This is a genomic window from Nesterenkonia sedimenti, assembly GCF_012641515.1.
Lineage (GTDB): Bacteria > Actinomycetota > Actinomycetes > Actinomycetales > Micrococcaceae > Nesterenkonia > Nesterenkonia sedimenti.
Genome location: NZ_JABAHY010000026.1, coordinates 1 through 15,775, shown reverse-complemented (window position 1 = coordinate 15,775; position 15,775 = coordinate 1). Strand labels below are relative to the sequence as shown.

Sequence of the window (15,775 nt, the reverse complement as noted above, 5' to 3'; positions counted from 1 at the left end):
CAGACACGCCGACGCCGCAGGATCCCCCACCAACAAGGGCTCCACGCTCAACGGTGAATAGCCCCGTTACCACCACTGGCTAATTGCTGCTTGACACACAATAGGAGCATCAAGCACTTCGATTTGGCGCTGCGGGTTTTGATCTGCGGCACTCACTCGGACGTATCCTACAACCTGTGTCATTTTCAGAAGTTGACTGCACGGATTTCAGAAGGCGGCTTCACAGACCGACGCCAAGAACCTTTTTCCAGGCAGGACGCAGCTCCCCTGTAGGTGAGACGTGTCGGTACAGAGTTTGGCGCGTGATGCCGAGTTCTTTGCACAGCTCCCCGACCTTTGTACCGGGTTGGCCCATGGAGGCTATTGCGAGCCGGACTTTGGCGGGGGTCATTTTATAAGGACCGCCGCCTTTGCGTCCGCGTGATCTGGCTGACGCGAGTCCAGCTTTGGTGCGTTCAGAGATGAGTTCGCGTTCGAACTCGGCTAGGGCGGCGAAGATCCCGAAAACCAGTTTTCCAGAAGCGGTCGTGGTATCGATGGCTGTCCCTTGGCCGGTAAGCACCTTCAACCCAACGCCACGCTCAGTCAGATCATGGACGACGTTGACCAGATGACGCAGATCCCGTGTGACTGTTAACTTCATTTGGCGGGTTTTTGCAGCTTCATATGGCGGTCTGCAAGCCGTAGGTGCTGCGCACGTATAGAAATTGCGCGCCCAACTACTTCTTGTGTTGATACCCAAATGCACCGCTTGGAATTGCAAGGAGAGTTGTAAAAGCGGGTATGATCGCTAGCCAGTTGGGTATCAGGTTTCTAACCAAAGTTGTGATTGGAAACCTGCAGTAAATTTTATGGACCAAGTATGAGTGTTCCGAAGAACATGATTGCCGGAAATACCAACGGCGGGAGAGCATTGAGCACAATGAGATACCAGCGTTGCGCGATGATCCCGAAGATGATGCCCGTGACGCCGAGTAGTAACGGTCCATAGATCAAGAAAATGGAGGGCCCCCATCCTTGAGTAGGTGATGTTATGAAATACACAAGGATGCATAGCGCGCCGATCACGAAGCATATACTTGCACCGATTTGGGCCCATCGCTTGTTTTCGAGTGGGGGCCACCCTTGTGGAGGCGTGTGACGCTGCATATGCGACTAGTTCACGCAAGGTGAGACGGTGAAGTAGGCGCTGATCGCGATTGCTACTGGCCGTGCATTACTGCTCATCTTGTCGAGATTGTTATTGATGAGTGCGACAAGTGTAGCGTCACAAACGCAATTCAAATAGCCAAGTTCGGCGTAGCATCGATCGTGCATTTGGCAATAGCTATCGAGAACGTCGATGGGAAGGCCGCTGCCACCATGGAACGGTCCGCAATAATTTCCCCATACGGGGATGCCATTTTGAGGACTGACTCCTGATGGACTGGCGGCCATTTCATTGAAAATAGCTCCTGCTTCTAGTGTTTCAGAGCTTGCTCCGGCTGATTGCGCTGCTTTGGTGTTGAAATACGGGTTTTCTGTTCCAGCGCCCTCGACGAAATTCAACACTTCATCAACCGCATGGTTTTCTGGGACCCCGCTGTCCTTGTGTTGCGCGACAGTCTCTTGCCCGACATCTGCATTATATTCTTCAGCCGATGCGCCACTTGCCCCTAATGTCGAAGCAGTCAAAAGGAAAAGAGATCCTAAGAATCCGGTAAGTGACGATTTGAATATTTGTTTCATGCCGTAACTACTTCCGACGTGATGTGAATGTGAGAGCCGACTCTATATCTACCGTGGCACCTCTTTAATCGGAATGCAACGCATGAACTGTCAATTACAAAAGCTGGCTGCACAACTCGCGCCACCACTGACACCGAAGTGCAGTCGCTTTCTGAAATTGACAGCCAGCGCGTGTGTGACTGTTAACTTCGTTTGGCGGCTTTTTGCAGCTTGGTTTGGCGGCTTCAGGTCAGCCCACCATTAGGGCTATTCGGGCGGCTTCGACCACTTCGTCGGTGATAGTGCTCAGCTGCCGTCGGCGGGCAGCTGTTGGATGCGCCTGTACAAGGTAGCTCGGGACATGCCAAAATCGCGGGCCACCTGGGTGGCTGGCTCTCCGGCGTCGATGAGTTTCATCGCACTCCGGATCTGACTGTCGGTAAAGGCTCGACGTCGGCCGCCGAGATCTTTGCCAGCGGCTCGACGCTTGGCCACCGAATCGGTGATCCGTTCACGCTTGATGTCCAATTCCATCTGGGCTAATGCGGCCATCACCGTGAACATCATCGACCCCATTGGTGTGGAGGTGTCCACGTCGCCGCCGCCTAGGTTGAGCACCCGCAATCCCGCGCCCTTCTCCCGCAGCTGCTGGGCGAAAGTCAGCATGCTCTGGGTGGACCGACCCAACCGGTCCAAGGTGGCAATCACCAACGTGTCACCGGACTGTAGTGCTGCGAGAGCTTCATCGAATCCCGGCCGGGAGGTTCGAGCCCCAGAGACGCCATGGTCGACGTAGAGATCATCGCGCCGAACACCAGCGGTCACTAAGTCCTCGATTTGCCGATCGGCCTGCTGGCTGCGCGTTGACACTCGCGCATACCCAATAAGTTTCTTCATGCCCACCTCACACTGTCTTACAACCCACGTTGTTGACACCACTCTAGACTTTCGTTGCAAGACAGAGCTGCAAGACACCCCAATGCTTGAGTCCGTGTGAGTCGATAAAGTTTGGGTGAGACGTCTTGCAAGCCATCCGTTGCAAGACGCTACACCTGCTACCAAGGCTGCTCTCCGAGTCGCATCTTCAACATTCTGGGCTGACTGTGGTGACACAGCCCACGATCGTGAAGCGTGAGATTCATTGCTCCATGATCGACATTGTGACTGTTAGCTTGGTTTGGCATTTATTGGTTGTCACTTGGCGGCTTTGGGTGTAGAAATATCTGGGGACGTCTGGTTTACTCAGTGCAGGCTTTCTGTGAGAAATGCAAATATTCCCAAGAGAAACAATTGTGTCTTGTGAATGCAACTAGGTGGCAGTGACATGTTCGAAAAAGCAGAAACTTTCTACGTGGAAGGTATTCGGGTTCGAGTCACTCGAGGAACTCTGGGCGTAGTGGATATTGAATTCATTGATGATCCCCCTGGGTTCCCAGGGGGATACACCATTGCCTGGACTCCACCTACCCCAGAACTTACTCACGACGAGCTACTGGAGGATATACGGGGCACGGTGTTGTCGCACATTAACAAGTCTTCAACCGATCTTAATTAGCGGCATTTAGACTGTCTGACTGGTGAGTACTTTCTATCTGACAAATCAGCAATACCGCCAGCCGAAACTGCGAAAAACCGCCAAACGAAGTTAACAGTCACAAGCTGGAAGCGTTGCAACCGCCTGTTTTAAATGGGCGCTATTGGGCGATGTATCCGCCATCCACGACCAGCTCAGCTCCCGTGATGAAAGATGCTTCATCCGAGGCGAGAAAGACAACGCAATTCGAGACTTCTTGCGGCTGCGCAGCGCGACCCAGAATCGTTGTACCTAATAGCGCCTTGGCGCCTTCAGGATCAGCCAAGATGTCTCTCGTCATAGCAGTGTCGATGACGCCAGGATGTACCGAGTTCACTCGAATACCAAAGGGTCCCAAATCCACAGCGGCAGCTTTGGTCAAAGTCCGTACGGCCCCTTTAGACGCCTCATAGGCCGCTGCGTTTGGTGCTCCGATAATGCCATACATTGACGAAATATTGATGATCGACGGTGCCGCAGAGTGCCGCATCGCTGGCAGGACGGCTTTACATCCGAGGAAAGTACCTTTCGCATTGACCTCAACAATACGATCCCATTCTTCTTCCTCGGTGTCCTGTAGGGATTTAAAAACGAGTATGCCGGCGTTATTGACTAAGACATCGATGCGCCCATGGGAATCCATGGCATGTTTAACTACTGTGTCCCAATCAGATGCGCTGGCCACATCGTGTTGAATGAATGCTGCACTGCCGCCAGCATCCTCAATAAGTCGGACGGTTTCTTGGCCAGCCACACTATCAACGTCAGTGACGATGACTGAAGCACCTTCTTCGGCCAGAAGCTGGGAGTGAGTGCGCCCCATTCCCTGGGCCCCGCCGGTTACGATCGCGACTTTTCCTTCAACTCGTTTGCTCATTGTCTAATTCCTTTCAAAGATGCGTTCAATTAGCCTCGTGGATTGCGGACGAGTTTCTTATTTGCGAATTCGTTGAACCCGAAGTGTGCCAGTTCCCGACCAAAACCGGAGCGCTTGACCCCGCCGAAAGGCAGATCGGGAGCGCTCTTGGAAGTCCCGTTAATCCACACCATGCCGGTTTCCAAGGATTCCGCCACGTATTGTGCCTGGTCCATGTCTTCGGTAAACACGCTGGCTGCCAGACCGTATGGTGAATCGTTCGCTACCTCGATGGCCTCATCGACTGTCTCGAAACGGTGGACGACCCCGGCTGGGCCAAAGATCTCCTCACGGTAAACATCCATTTCCGGGCCAACGTCGGTGAGCAGGGTTGGACGATAGAACACACCGTCGCCTTCAACAGCGCCACCTTCCAGCAATACTCGTGCGCCAGCGGACACCGCAGTGCCCACCAGTTCATCAATTTCTTCTGCAGCACTCGTGGAAGACAGCGGACCCATCTTCGTATCTGGATTCGTGGGGTCAGACGGTTCGAAAGCGGACAAGTGCTCAACGAGTTTCTCCACAAACGCATCGTAGATGCTGGTGTGCGCCAAGAACCGTTTGGTGGCCGTGCAGGCTTGACCGGCATTGAAGAGACGATTCGCGGCGGCAGCTTTGGCAGCGGCATCCAAATCAGCATCTTCCAACACGATCAGCGGGTCGGAGCCACCAAGTTCGAGCACGCATTTCTTCAGGTTGCGACCGGCCACTTCGGCCACGGCCGCTCCGGCGCGCTCGGAGCCGGTCAGCGAGACGCCCTGAATCCGACGGTCGGCGATCGCATCGGCGACTTGCTTCGAAGAAATGAATGCGTTCTGGTACACGCCATCGGGCAGACCGGCATCGGTCAAGGTCTTCTCAATAGCCAGGGCTGACTGCGGGCAGTTCCGGGCGTGCTTGATGACCACGGTGTTGCCCAACGCGATGTTGGGGGCAGCAAACCGGGCGACCTGATAGTACGGGAAGTTCCATGGCATGACCCCGATCAGCGGGCCAATCGGCTCGGTGCGCACCACTGCAGTGCCCGGGCCGGAAATGTCCAGCGGTTCGTCTGCCGTGAATTTTTCGAGGTTGTCCGCGTAGTACTGATAAATCTGAGCGGACAGTTCCACCTCGCCTCGAGCTTGGGCGATCGGTTTGCCCATCTCAAGGGTCAGCAGTCCGGCCAGTTCTTCGGCATTATCGCGGTGATGCTGCGCGACACGGGTCAAAATTTCACGCCGCTCGGCCTTCGAAGTATTGCGCCACGAGCGGTAGGCTGCAGCACTTTGAGCCAGGACCTCCTGCAGTTCGGCATCGGAGATCTCCTCAAATGTTGCAACGGTCTGCCCGGTTGCCGGATTGATAGTGGTGTAGACACCCATAGTGGAGTCCTTCCTTACGTGCCAGGGGCGCCACCCCTGCGGATGGCGCCCTGATCAGTGATTCTGCAATAGGTTAGGCCGAGGCCTTGAGTAGATCGCCGGTCAGCTGGAAGCCACGGTAACCTTCGTCGGCTATCTCGTTGAGCAGGGCCCGATAGTTACCTAATCCGCCCAGATAAAACAACACCGAGGGTTTCTTTCCTGGAACATTGGCCCCAAAGATCCATGAATCGACCTTGGTAAACACGGTCATGTTCGCGATCTCGGTACAGGTATCGGTCCAGTCGGATACCGCCTCGGCGGTTGGTTCGACGGCGGCAATGCCATGTTCCTCGGCGTATCCGACGAGGTCACTGATCCACTCGACCTGAGTTTCAATGCTGGGTGGCAGGTTGGTGAACGGTCCGTTGGGTCCAAGGATCATGAACCAGTTCGGGAAGTTGGAGGTCGACAACCCTAGGTAGCTGCTGGGCTGGCCTTCCCAGTGGTCATTAATCTCGATGCCGTTGCGGCCGCGAATCTCCATGCGACGGTAGTTGCCATCGACGGCGTCGAAGCCGGTCGCAAAAATCAGCACATCCAACTCATGCAGTGTGCCATCTTCAGTGATCACACCGTCTTCGGTGATCTCACGGAACGGTGTTTCTTTCAGGGCCACGACGTCGACATTGTCGCGGTTGAAGGTTTCAAAGAAACCGTCATCGCACAGTGGGCGGCGCGCGTAGAGATCGTGCGGGGTCAGTTTCCGTGCTTTTTCCGGATCTTTAACAATCTCGTGGATCTTACCCCGGATGAATGCTGCGGCAGTTTCGTTGGCGTCCTCATCCGTGGCAATATCGCCGAAGGTACCGAACATAAAACGGAATCCCCCGCCGCGCTGCCAGGCTTCTTCGTAGACACGGTTGCGTTCTTCTTCAGAAACCGACAGAGCAGGAACTGTTGATTCTTCGAAACCGAACGCCACAGACGAGTTCTTGGCCTGATCCCAGATCGCGTCGAAGTTTTGCTTCACTTCAGCGCGTTCTTGTTCGCTCACGGGGCGTTTGCCAACCGGCACCGAGTACTGCGGTGTGCGAATGAAGTGCGTCAGGTGCTGAGCCTTTGGACCTAGGGCAGTCACGACTTGGGTGCCGGTCGAGCCGGAACCGACCACTCCCACGCGCTTACCGGTCATGTCTGCCTCTTCGGGCCACGCACCGGTATGCAAGATGTCGCCCTGGAATTTTTCCATTCCCGGGATCTTGGGCAGGTTGACTGCTGAAAGCAGCCCAACGCCATTAATAACGTAGCGGGCGCGATAGAGGTCTCCCCCTGCCGTGATCTCCCACAGCTGTTCGTCTTCCAGGTACACCGCAGAGGTGACTTCCGTACCGAACCGGAAGTGTTTGCGTAGATCGAAACGGTCCACGACACCCTCGAGGTAGTCCAGGATCTCCGGCTGGGTCAGGTACGTGTGATCCCAGTGGTCCTCCTTAAGCATGTCCCGGTCAAACGAGTACCGGTACAGGTGGCTCTCGGTATCCGATAGCGCGCCCGGGTAACGGTTCCAGTACCAGGTACCACCGGGGCCCTCTGCCTTGTCGAACCCAATAACCGATAGGTTGAGTTCATTGGCCATCTTGTGAACGGCGTAAATGCCGCCGTATCCGGCGCCAATGACAATGGCGTCTACGGTTTGTGCTGCAGTCTGTTGGGTAGTCATAACGAATCCTTTCCTGACAACATCGCTTCGGGTAGGCGGTTATCGACCGCTGGTGTACCAGTTCTTGATACGATTCAGCTCTTGATCGACGACCTCGGAGCGGCCGGCCAAGAACGGGAAGACGTGCTGCTGGCCTTCGGCCACATTCAGGGTCACATCAACGCCGGCGGATTGTGCGATGTCTTCGAGGCGCTGGGCGTTATCCACGAGCGATTCGACGCTGCCGGCATTCATGTACAGGCGTGGGTAATCGGTGAAGTCCGCATACAGCGGGTTAGCCAGCGGAGTCTTTGGATCAATGTCTTCACCCAGGACTCCGGCAATCATGCCCTCGAGCAGTGCGGGGGTGATCAGTGCGTCGGTGTCGTTATTGGTCTCTAGGGTTTTGCCCTTGTTTTCCATGTCGAGCCATGGCGAGAAGGCAATGACCTGACCCGGCAGTGCTTTGCCTTGTTCTTTGAGTGCCAGTGGAATAGCGATAGCCAGGTTGCCACCGGCCGAGTCACCAATCGTGGTGATATTCTCGGGTTCGGTACCCGCTGCCACCAGCGCATCAAACACGGCGACGCCATCTTCGACCTGTGCTGGGTGTGGGTGTTCTGGGGCGCGACGGTAGTCCAGTACGAAGCTGACGACACCTAGGGTCTTGGCGACGTGACCGGCGAGCTTACGGTGACTCGATGCCGACCCCACAGCAAACCCACCACCGTGAGTGAACATCATGACCTGAGATTCATCGGCACCATGAGGCAAGCACCAGATCCCCGGCACACCACCGACTGTGTCTTCGCGGTAGGTGACGCCTTCCGGTTCAACGGTGGGCTGATGCCATTCGTCGAACAAGGCCCGCAGCGTGCGAAGGGACATTTCAGGGTTCTCGGCCATCAGTTCCGACCATTCGGCATACAGGTCGTAGAGGGCGTCAGTTTTCGTGGAGATGGTCTGCGATGTCATGGCGATATCCTTACGTTCTAGCGGGCCAGTTCTGCGACTGCGCCCCTGGTTTTGGGTCTGCCACGTGGGGCAACTTCAAGCTATGCAACCACCCTATGAGCGTGACTGAGACCACAGGTGTTCCAATATGAAACAGTTCAGATCACAATCCGAATTTTCATTGACCGGGCCGATCCGAGGCCATCACAGTGGTGTTATACTCCTTGCAACGTGACACGGCGCACAGCGTCTCCGCGCCGTGAAGAACGACGAATCGAGGATTTCTATATGCACATTTATGCTGTCCAACCCGATGACCCCACCATTCACAACTTGGAAGTTCCCGCCCCAACCCCGACGGGCCAAGAAGTGCTGCTGCGCGTGGAGCGTGCCGGGGTCTGCCACACCGACACTCACCTGCGTGAAGGCGGGTACGATCTGGGCAGTGCCGGCGTGATGAGCCTCAAAGACCGGGGCATTGAATACCCCATGGTCATGGGGCACGAAGTCGTTGGGGTCGTCGAACAGGTGGGCGACCAAGTCGAGACCGTAAAACCAGGCGACCAGCGGCTGATCTACCCGTGGGTTGGTTGTGGGGAATGCCGCGAATGCCGTGCCGGACGAGACAATCAGTGCGCCACCGGGCGCAACCTCGGGGTTGCCCGCCAGGGAGGCTACGCCGAATACATCCTGGTGCCTGATGAAAAATACCTCGCCGATATTGAAGGGCTTGAACCTAGCTGGGCGGCGACCCTGGCCTGTTCTGGTCTGACCGCCTACAGCGCCGTAGATCGCATCATGCCGCTGGACCCGGACGAGCCCGTGGTCATTATTGGCGCCGGTGGGTTAGGCCTGGCTGCCATTGCGGTGCTTCGCTACCGCGGTCACGAAAATATTTGTGTGGTCGACGTGTCGGAAGCCAACCTTGCACTCGCCCGGGAACTCGGGGCAACCCACACCGTAGTTTCAGATGAGCAGGCCGCAACACAGATCGCAGAGACTGTCGGCGGACCGACCAGCGCCGTGATTGACTTCGTCAACAACGGTGCAACCGCAACGCTTGGCTTCAAAATACTCACCAAAGCCGGACGTATGGTCCAAGTCGGGCTGTTCGGCGGCGAGGTCACGCTACCCACGGCACCGGTGGCCCTGCGGATGATCCATATCGAAGGCAGCTTCGTGGGCACCGTGGACCAAATGAAAGAACTCGTCGAGATCGCCAAACGTGGGGATCTGCCCTCCATCCCAATCGAAGAACGACCCCTCTCAGCCGACGCCGTCGCCAAGGCGCTTGACGACCTCACCGCAGGAAACGTGAGCGGTCGAATCGTATTAACCGCATGACTCCATGAAGGGAGCGATAGTGACGCCACGCAGTGAAGACGACATTCGACGGGCCCGGGATCAGCTACTGTCCCAGGGACTGCAACGCTTTTCTGTGCCCCCCTCCCTCATTCCGGAAGAGATCGAACAAAGCTGGCGCCGCTCCGCTTCGGTATGTGTGGATCCGACGGCCGAACCACGCATGCTCGGCGGGGAAATCGACCCGGATAGCACCGTATTACGCGCTGCAAGCCGAGTCTTGGACCAATGGAAAGATAGCCTGTCCGACTCCCGGCTCGCACTGCTACTGTCCGACCAAGACGGCCGGATCGTCTCCCGTCGGGTCGACACCCATCAGGTAGAACGCCACCTCGACCGGGTCAACGCCGTTGAAGGATTCGATTACTCAGAAGGCAGTCTGGGCACCAACGGGCTCGGCACCCCGATCGAAGCCCGCGACGTGGTCTTTGTTCGCGGATCCGAACACTTCAACGAGGCGCTGGATCAACTCGCGTGCGCCGGGGCACCAGTGCGCCACCCCATCACTGGGCGTATTGTCGGCTCCATTGCACTGGCCTCCCCGGTGAGCTACGCGCACGATCTGATGACGGCCATGGTGCGCCAGGTGGGCAACCAAATTGCCCAGGAACTCGCTTCTCAAGCAGACTCCCGGGACATGGAATTGGCCCGCATCTATCGGATGTACCGGTCCGCGAAGAACCCCGTGCTCGTGATGAATGATCAAACCGTGATGACGGATCTGCCCACTCTGTCCCACCTCGATACGGAGTCACACGCCGTGTTGTGGCACCAACTGATGCGGCACGGTTGGCAACAAGAGTCCTTCCACCTTGAATTGCCGATCCTCGGCACCGTAGTCACCGCTCGACGCCTCGGAACATCGCCCCAAGAACCTGTCTTCGTGCTGGAATTCACCGAACCACTCATCGTGCCGGGCGATACACTCTCAAACTCGGGCAACGAACCTAGTGATGCTAGGAAACCATCGAGCGGGACCGAATCTGCACCCGCGGTTTCCCAGAGCGACCCAGACCCTTATGAACGGGTACTCCGCGACCTCGACAGCGCTGCCGAAAACTCTTTGACCGTAGGTCTGATCGGGGGTCCTGGCGTGGGAAAACGTCACCAAGCAACCGCGTGGCTCACGCAACGCACCACACACCAGCCGCTGGTCATCCACGCTGGCCGGCTGGCACCCCACGCTAAGCCTGAGACCCGCGAGGTGTGGGCTGCAGCAAAGCATGCACTGAACTCACGGCGTGGCATCATCGTCACCAACGCTGCCAAACTCGAAGTAACTACCCGAAGAAAACTTGAACAGCTGGCCACAGCAACCCTGAGGCTGGATAACCCCGCCCGGATCGTGTTCATCGAGCAGTTAGAACATGACCCTCCAGATGCGGAACAAAATCCCACTGTGGTCACGGTCCCGTCACTGGCGGAGCTACCAGGCTCGCTCCCGGTGATCATCCGCCAAGTGTCGACCAAACTGTTCCCCGCTGAATCGCCGCTTCGCTTTGCCCCAGCAGCCCTCCAGTCCCTGTTAACGTGGCCTTGGCCTGGCAATATCACCGAACTCGTCGAAGTGCTCAACAGCATCCCGCCGGCGGCTCGCGCAGGTCTGATTCAGCTCCACCATCTGCCGGCAGAGATGCGCCTAGCCGGACCACGATTAAACCGGTACGAACAATTCGAGCGCGAAACCATCATTGCCGCCCTCCGGGACGCCGAATGGAATAAATCCCGCGCCGCAGAGATCTCTGGCATCGGAAGAACCACCCTCTATCGGAAGATGCGCAGCCTCAAAATCACTGACGAAGCATAGCCGTCGCAAGACACTGCACGAGGTAATCAAAGATTAGTGGCTCATCCGGTTTAAGGGTGGGGTTGGTGGTCTAGGCCGCCTGCAATCAACAGCATTCTGAGTCGGTAATTGCGAGGGTTTCGGAAACCGCGGGCGACCCGGCGGTGGAGTTCGATCAGACCGTTAATGGCTTATGCCGATGTTTGGATTATGCCGACCTTTTCGGGTTGCCCCTGGTGAGGGCCGTAGGGCGTTGACTCTTGTCGGCATAATCATAGATTCTCCAGCCAGGTGAGTACGTCGGGTGACGGCGTGTAGGTGCCGGCCTCGATTTCGGGGTGGCGGGTCTTGTCGAGGATGTTTTTCTTGGTTTCCATGTCTGCCTGCAGATACATGTCAGTCGTTGAGGTTTGCTCATGGCCCAGCCATAGGGCGATGAGGCTGACGTCGACTCCGGCGTGAAGCAGATTCATCGCCGTAGTGTGACGCAGCGAATGCATGGTGATGTGCTTACCTCTTAAGGACGGGCAGGATGTGCTGGCAGTGCCCAAGTGAATGGCGAGGCGGCGTTCGATGGCGTCGCGTGAAAGGGCCCTGCCGTGCGGCCCGGGAAATAGGGCCTCTCCTGTGCGGTTTGCGCGTTCTGTGAGGTAACGGTGCATCTGCTCTGCCAGTGGAGTGCTGATGGGTATGGCCCGGTGTTTTCGGCCCTTGCCTTCGCATTCGACATGTGGGCTGGTGCCGACGTGGATGCTGGGGATGGTCAGTGTGATCAGTTCGCTGACTCTTAACCCGGTGTGGATGACCAGAGCGAGCATCGCCTGGTCGCGCCGGCCGACCCAGCTGCCCAGATTCGGTGCTGCCAGCAGTGCAGCGCTCTCTGCCTCGTTGAGGTAGCCGATCTGAGGTTTGGAGGTTTTCGCTGGTGGGATGGCCAGGATCTGGCGGAGACTCTCAGCGTGTTCTGGGTGATCGGGCAGGGCGTGTGTGAACACAGCACAGATCGCAGTAAGCCGCCCATTGCGTGTCGCGGCGCTGTTTTCCCGCTCGGTGGCCAGATGCTCCAGAAAGCCGGTGACCACCGACCGGTCAATATCTTCCAGGCGGATGTGATCTGCCGGGGTCGCAGTCGTGGCGCAGATGTGCTTGATCAGCAGCCGCCAGGCGTCACGGTAAGAGGCGACCGTGTTGGCCGAGAGGTTGCGCTGGGCATGGACGTAGTCGGTGAAGAATGCTTGTAGCACTGTGGTGAGGTAGGTCATGGTGATTCACTCCGTGGTGGTGATGGCATCGACCCGGCCTGCGGCCAGGGCCAGCAGTTCGGGGACGGCTTCGATGTACCAGTAGGTGTGGGCGGGATCTGAGTGGCCCAGCCAAGTGGCCAGCAGACTCAACGTCGCGGCCGGGTCAGCTGCCTCGGTGGTGTAGGCCCGGATCATCTGCCGGGTAGCGAAGGTGTGGCGCAGGTCTGATAAACGTGGAGCTGGACCTTCCCAAGTGAAGTCAGCCGCGGCACGGATTCGCTGGAAGTGAGCGCCCACGCTTTGTCGCTGATAGGCGCTGCCTGTGATCGTGACAAAGATCGGGCCATCAGGCTGAGGACCGGCCGCCTGCCGGGAGGGATCGGCCTGGTAGCTGGTCAGGGCATTGATGGTGGTGGGACCCAGCGGAATAACCCGATCGGGACCGTGTTTGTTCGCCTGGATCAGCATGGTTGCGGCACCGACATCGAGATCGCCAGCTCGTAGGCGTAGAGCCTCTCCGGGCCTGATTCCGGTCACCGCCAGCAAACCAATCAGATGGGCCATCGTCGTCTGAACCAACGGGTGGCTGAAAACCCGGTAGCAAGCGCCGATGAGCGCGTCGACTTCGGCTTGGGAGTAGATGTGAGGCCTGCGCCGGTCCCTACCGGCGTTTAACGCTCTAGTGGTGGGCACTTGCACATCCATTGCCAGTGTCTGGCAGTAGCGGGTAAAACAGCGCACTGCACTGAGGCGCTGGTGCTGATAGCCGCTGGTAAAGTCGCCCTCGCCGCGAACCCAGGCGGCGGCTTGGGCAGCTGTGAAGCTGGCACCAGTATTTCCACTGGCCCAGAGCCATTGAAGGAAATTCCGCATGTGGCGTTCTTCCATCAGCAGCTTGAAGCCCAGAGCCCGCCGTTTGGCCAGATAGTCCTCCAGTGCGGTGACCAGCTCGACGTTGACCAGCTCGGCACTCATGGCAACCTGCCCCACGGTGGGGCCATTCCGCGTAACGGGGCCATGTCCACTCGCGCGTAGCTCATGGCCGAGGCGGGGTCTGTGTGCCCGAGGAGCTCACTTACCTGCCTGATGGTCCCGCCTGCGCTGAGCACCTGGGAAGCCAGCGTATGCCGAAGCCGGTGAGCATAGACTCCTTCAAGACCGGCCAGACGAGCGTATTTGGTCACCACATTGCTGATGCCGGTGCGACTCAACGCGGTCAATGGCGGCATCGAGCGGATAAAGACACCGCGTTCACCGGGGTCGGCCCGACGCACGCGCAAGTAATCAACCAGGACCTGGCCAAGATCGGCCGGCATCGGAAGCACCAGCACTCGACCGCCCTTGCCGGTCACTTGCAGAGACGATCTTCTCCAGTCGATGTCATCAAGACTCAGGTCAGCAACTTCGCCGGCACGTATCCCTAATCGAGAAAGCATCGCGATGATCGCTGCATCTCGTAATCCCGTGGGGTTGGTCAGATCGACTGCGCGCTTCAGTGCGGCGAGTTCGTCACCGCTCATCGCCACCGGCAGATCAGGCCGAACTCGTCGAGCAGAGAGAACCCCACTGGCAATAGTGTCGCTGATCCATCCCTGGGCTGCCGCCCAGGTGAGCAGTCCACGCAACAGCGCGGCCATCGACTGAGCCGTTGAGGAGGAATAGCCGGCCACGGCACGGGCCAAGAACTCGTTGGCCATCGCGACATCAACCTGGCCCCATGCCAGCTGGCCCTGCTCATCTTCGATCAGCCTCAGAAAGCCTTCCCCGAAACTACGGGCCTTCCCGATCCAGCTTGGTCCTTGTTCCTGTTCTTGTGCTAGGGCATGTCTCCCATATGTAGGGTGTTTTCTGGTCCAGGCTGGTGCCATGAGCACTACCAGCACCTCCAGGTATCAGGTTCTGACTGATGAGCAGTGGGAGCGGGTCCAGCCGCTGCTGCCCAGCAATGAAGGCCGTAAGGGTCACCCGTTTCGGGATAACCGCCGGGTCGTTGAGGCCATGATTTACCGCGCCAGGACAGGGATCGAGGTGTGTCAGAGATAATGCACCAGTGAGCGGGTTTAATACCCAACCAACGAGTGGGCCTCATGATTGATCTTTCCGGGTTTTCCTTCTTGTAGCAATTCGAGTGGCCCGAGCGTTTGCCAGGCCGGCCCTGCGGGCGGCGCGGATTGCTTCGCCTCGGCCGTAGTGNCCAGGCCGGCCCTGCGGGCGGCGCGGATTGCTTCGCCTCGGCCGTAGTGTTCGTCTTCTGGGGTGACGTAGCCGACGCCCTCGTGCAACCTCACCGCGTTGTAGTGAACCCGCAGCCGGTCCAGCTCGGACTCAAGTATCCCGGGGTCGGTGATCTTCTCCAGGTGCGGGTTCTCGGCTTTGAGGTGTCCGAAGAAGGACTCGACCCAGGATTGATCGTTCGGGGTTCCGGGTCTGCCGAAGTGCTGAGCGATCCGGGCACCAGCCATGAACGAAGCAGTGGCCTTCGAAGTCATCTGCGGCCCGTTATCCGAGATCGCCAGCAGCACCGGGATCCGCTCATCATTGTCCGGCACCACCCCGGTGGACAGCTCCTGAAGCAGGTCGGCATCGAGCAGGTGTTCCTTGCCCTCGGCGACCAGTGCCCGGGTGAAGGCGACCTCCACCTGGGTGGAGGACTCCTCAGCCGAGACCACAGTCGCTAGCCAATACTTTGAGATCACATCAATGACTGCCACTACGCAGCGGTGCGCTCGGGTGAAATGGGTGAAGTCATAGATCATGATCACCCCCGGCACCAACTCAGCCCACTCAGGCCAAGCACGGGGCTCCAGCGGTTCCCGGGCCGCTGGGCCAGGCAGCCGCAGGCCAGCCTCTCGCAGGACCCGCAGCACAGTGGACTCCGAGGCGTAGAACGCTTCAAGCCGTGAGCCGCGGTGGGCCAGCTTCCGATGCGACCGGTCAACCTCAGCCCAGCCTTCTGCGATCTGCAGGATCGCTTCCCGCTCAGCGGCCAGCAGCGCATGAGCCGCCTCATCCGGCCCGGGCGGGGCATCATCAAGCCGACCAGCCTGGGCCCGGTGCTGCCAGCGGATCACCCGCACATGATCTAGACCCAGCACCGCCGCGGCCCGACGCAGAGACCAGTCGCCCTCACGGTCGGCGTAGTCGATAAGTTCCAGCAGCCCAGCCTTGACGATCGCGTCTACTCG

13 protein-coding genes and 1 pseudogene are annotated in these 15,775 nt (G+C 58.1%); 3 read left to right on the top strand and 11 right to left on the bottom strand.

The genetic code is table 11. The features are described 5' to 3' along the window. Positions 1-220 precede the first annotated feature (220 nt). The 7 genes from HGQ17_RS14470 to HGQ17_RS14440 all read right to left on the bottom strand — a co-directional run bounded on the left by HGQ17_RS14470 (position 221) and on the right by HGQ17_RS14440 (position 8,219). Positions 221-643, bottom strand: a complete 423-nt coding sequence (locus tag HGQ17_RS14470) for a recombinase family protein (RefSeq protein WP_456093932.1) — start codon at positions 641-643, stop codon at positions 221-223. A gap of 512 nt (positions 644-1,155) precedes the next feature. Beyond that, complete coding sequence (locus HGQ17_RS14465; RefSeq protein ID WP_168888664.1) at positions 1,156-1,728, bottom strand: phospholipase A2 family protein; 573 nt, start codon at positions 1,726-1,728, stop codon at positions 1,156-1,158. Between the two features lie 285 nt (positions 1,729-2,013). After that, on the bottom strand, positions 2,014-2,604 hold the full coding sequence (locus HGQ17_RS14460; protein ID WP_168888663.1) for a recombinase family protein: 591 nt from the start codon (positions 2,602-2,604) through the stop codon (positions 2,014-2,016). A 797-nt stretch (positions 2,605-3,401) separates the two neighbouring features. Beyond that, the gene (locus HGQ17_RS14455; protein WP_168888662.1) at positions 3,402-4,157 is read right to left on the bottom strand and encodes an SDR family NAD(P)-dependent oxidoreductase; all 756 of its coding nucleotides are present in this window, start codon (positions 4,155-4,157) and stop codon (positions 3,402-3,404) included. A 29-nt stretch (positions 4,158-4,186) separates the two neighbouring features. Further along, positions 4,187-5,563, bottom strand: a complete 1,377-nt coding sequence (locus HGQ17_RS14450; RefSeq protein WP_168888661.1) for an NAD-dependent succinate-semialdehyde dehydrogenase — start codon at positions 5,561-5,563, stop codon at positions 4,187-4,189. A 73-nt stretch (positions 5,564-5,636) separates the two neighbouring features. Next, on the bottom strand, positions 5,637-7,265 hold the full coding sequence (locus tag HGQ17_RS14445) for a flavin-containing monooxygenase (protein WP_168888660.1): 1,629 nt from the start codon (positions 7,263-7,265) through the stop codon (positions 5,637-5,639). A 39-nt stretch (positions 7,266-7,304) separates the two neighbouring features. Beyond that, a complete protein-coding gene (locus HGQ17_RS14440; RefSeq protein WP_168888659.1) occupies positions 7,305-8,219 on the bottom strand; it encodes an alpha/beta hydrolase in 915 nt (304 codons plus the stop codon). A 267-nt stretch (positions 8,220-8,486) separates the two neighbouring features. Here HGQ17_RS14440 and HGQ17_RS14435 point away from each other — a divergent pair, with 267 nt between their 5' ends. Together HGQ17_RS14435 and HGQ17_RS15790 are read left to right on the top strand one after the other, a co-directional pair. Next, positions 8,487-9,542 (top strand): alcohol dehydrogenase, encoded by a 1,056-nt coding sequence (locus HGQ17_RS14435; protein ID WP_168888658.1) that lies wholly within the window; start codon positions 8,487-8,489, stop codon positions 9,540-9,542. A gap of 19 nt (positions 9,543-9,561) precedes the next feature. Continuing rightward, positions 9,562-11,367, top strand: a complete 1,806-nt coding sequence (locus HGQ17_RS15790) for a sigma-54-dependent Fis family transcriptional regulator (protein ID WP_168888657.1) — start codon at positions 9,562-9,564, stop codon at positions 11,365-11,367. 251 nt (positions 11,368-11,618) lie between these two features. On the opposite strand, the gene HGQ17_RS14420 is transcribed toward HGQ17_RS15790, so the two are convergent. Genes HGQ17_RS14420 through HGQ17_RS14410 form a run of 3 tightly spaced genes read right to left on the bottom strand, consistent with a single transcriptional unit; the run spans position 11,619 to position 14,458 of the window. Next, positions 11,619-12,608, bottom strand: a complete 990-nt coding sequence (locus tag HGQ17_RS14420) for a tyrosine-type recombinase/integrase (protein ID WP_168888656.1) — start codon at positions 12,606-12,608, stop codon at positions 11,619-11,621. Positions 12,609-12,614: 6 nt separating this feature from the next. Beyond that, positions 12,615-13,565, bottom strand: a complete 951-nt coding sequence (locus HGQ17_RS14415) for a tyrosine-type recombinase/integrase (protein WP_168888655.1) — start codon at positions 13,563-13,565, stop codon at positions 12,615-12,617. Then, a complete protein-coding gene (locus HGQ17_RS14410; RefSeq protein ID WP_168888654.1) occupies positions 13,562-14,458 on the bottom strand; it encodes a tyrosine-type recombinase/integrase in 897 nt (298 codons plus the stop codon). The genes HGQ17_RS14415 and HGQ17_RS14410 overlap by 4 nt, the downstream gene beginning before the upstream one ends. Here HGQ17_RS14410 and HGQ17_RS14405 point away from each other — a divergent pair. Then, positions 14,457-14,615, top strand: a pseudogene (locus HGQ17_RS14405) (transposase); the annotation flags it as partial. The gene HGQ17_RS14410 and the pseudogene HGQ17_RS14405 overlap by 2 nt on opposite strands. A 35-nt stretch (positions 14,616-14,650) precedes the next feature. Here the strand turns inward: HGQ17_RS14405 and HGQ17_RS15950 are convergent. Next, the gene (locus HGQ17_RS15950; RefSeq protein ID WP_456093933.1) at positions 14,651-15,346 is read right to left on the bottom strand and encodes a transposase; all 696 of its coding nucleotides are present in this window, start codon (positions 15,344-15,346) and stop codon (positions 14,651-14,653) included. Positions 15,347-15,775: the final 429 nt, after the last annotated feature.